We start from the raw sequence: 2,165 nt of genomic DNA, 5'->3' as shown, positions 1-2,165 counted from the left end.
GTTCGCCGTCACCGAGATGACGGCGAACCCCACGACAGCGATACGGCACGGCCCCCTCAGAGCGCCTGTGCCGCGGGCTTCACCATGCCCCGCACGGTCCGGGACTTCACGAAGTCGCCCATGGCCGTCATCTCCCACTCGCCGGAGAACTGCCGGATCAGCTTCGCCATCATCACGCCGGTCTGCGGCTCCGCGCTGGTCAGCTCGAAGCGGACCAGCTCCTCACCCGTCGACGCGTCCAGCAGCCGGCAGTACGCCTTGGCGACCTCGGTGAACTTCTGGCCCGAGAACGAGTTCACCGTGAAGACCAGGCCGGTGGCCTCCGCGGGGAGCCGGCCGAGGTCGACCGTGATCACCTCGTCGTCGCCCGCGCCCTCACCGGTCAGATTGTCGCCGGAATGCCTGATCGCGTTGTTCAGGATGTTCAGCTTGCCGAAGTAGCAGCTGTCCAGGTGGTTGCGGTTCGGGCCGTAGGCGATGACCGAGGCGTCCAGGTCGATGTTCTTGCCCCGGTACGCGGGCTCCCAGCCGAGGCCCATCTTGACCTGGGAGAGCAGCGGGCGGCCGCCCTTGACCAGCGACACCGTCTGGTTCTTCTGGAGGCTGACCCGGCCCTTGTCCAGATTGACCTTCCCGGTGCCGGGCGCGGGCGCCGGGGGAGCCGGAGGAGCAGCAGGGGGCGCCGGAGCGGCCACCCTGGGGTCGACGGGCGCCACGGGCGCGGGAGGTGCCGGCGGGGCGACGGGCGCGGCCGGGGCGGCGGCGGGCTCCTCCACCGAGACGCCGAAGTCCGTGGCGATGCCCGCCAGCCCGTTCGCATAGCCCTGACCCACCGCGCGGGCCTTCCAGGCGCCGTTGCGCAGATAGATCTCCACGACGACCAGCGCGGTCTCGCCGCCGAGCCGCGGCGGGGTGAACGTGGCCATCGCGCTGCCGTCGTCCGCGTTCCGGATGGTGGCGGTGGGCTCGATGCCCTGGAAGGTCTGGCCCGCCGCGTCCGGGCTGGCCGTCACGACGATCTTCTCGATGCCGGGCGGGAGGGCGGCGGTGTCCACCACGATCGCGTCCGGGGCGGCGCCCCCGCCGGAGCGGTAGCTGACTCCGGGGCCCGTCGGCTGGTTGTAAAAAATAAAGTCGTCGTCCGAGCGCACCTTGCCGTCGGCGGTGAGCAGCAGGCCCGATACGTCGAGCCGCACGGGTGCGGCGACGTCCACCGCCACGCGGGCGGAGGAGAGAGGGATGTTCGAGCCGGGAGTCATAGCTGTCATGACAGGGGTAACGAGTAAGGGCGCTTTGCCGTTCCCTTACCTTTCGGCGCGCTGACGGACCCGCTCCCGCGGCGCTTCCCTCTCGGCGGCCTGACCGGTCCGGAGTCCTCCCGTGGACGACGCCCCACTCTCCGGCACATGGCCGATCACGACCCCGACAACTCTCGGCGTGGACGTGTTGACGTCGCGAGTAGACCGGTCGTATAGTCATGGGTGTCGGAACGCGACACACACCGAACTCCCGGAAGGGGTCAGGATCATGGGGCGTATCAAGGTCGGTACGGAGAACAGTGTGGACATCGAGCTGCACTACGAGGACAAGGGGGCCGGGCAGCCGGTGGTGCTGATCCACGGGTATCCGCTGGACGGGAACTCGTGGGAGGGGCAGGTGCCGGCCCTGCTGGACGCCGGGTACCGGGTGATCACCTACGACCGGCGCGGTTTCGGGAAGTCCAGCCAGCCCTCGACCGGTTACGACTACGACACCTTCGCCGCCGACCTCCATGTCCTGCTGGAGACGCTGGACCTGAACGACGCGGTCCTGGTCGGCTTCTCCATGGGCACCGGGGAAGTCGCCCGCTACCTCTCGGTCTACGGCTCCGACCGCGTCGCCAGAGCCGTCTTCCTCGCCGCCCTCGAACCGTACCTCGCCATCACCGACGACAACCCCGACGGCGCCGCACCCCCCTCCTTCTTCGAAGGCGTCTCCCAAGCCGTCAAGAAGGACCGCTACGCCTTCTTCACCGGCTTCTACAACGACTTCTACAACCTCGACGAGAACCTCGGCACCCGCGTCAGCGAGGAAGCCGTCCGCCACGCCTGGAACACCGCCACCGGCTCCGGCCCCATCGCCGCCGCGGCCGCCCCCCTGACCTGGCCCACCGACTTCCGCGCCGA

2 protein-coding genes are annotated in these 2,165 nt (G+C 69.5%); one reads left to right on the top strand and one right to left on the bottom strand.

Annotated features, from left to right (window positions below; translation table 11 throughout):
* Positions 1 to 56: 56 nt before the first annotated feature.
* Entirely contained in the window at positions 57 to 1,268 is a 1,212-nt protein-coding gene (locus ACWEFL_RS36065) for a TerD family protein (RefSeq protein WP_451721341.1), read from the bottom strand.
* 259 nt (positions 1,269 to 1,527) lie between these two features.
* Here ACWEFL_RS36065 and ACWEFL_RS36060 point away from each other — a divergent pair.
* Positions 1,528 to 2,165: alpha/beta fold hydrolase (locus ACWEFL_RS36060; protein ID WP_451721339.1), on the top strand; the 638-nt coding region annotated here is incomplete at its 3' end.

This window comes from Streptomyces sp. NPDC004838 (genome assembly GCF_053600955.1).
The sequence above is the reverse complement of the archived record's forward strand: the minus strand, read 5'-3'. Positions and strand labels throughout refer to the sequence as shown.

What these genes read in the sequence shown, in the direction of transcription:
- ACWEFL_RS36065 (WP_451721341.1), bottom strand. Translation starts at nt 1,268, where the DNA reads ATGACAGCTATGACTCCCGGCTCGAACATCCCTCTCTCCTCCGCCCGC.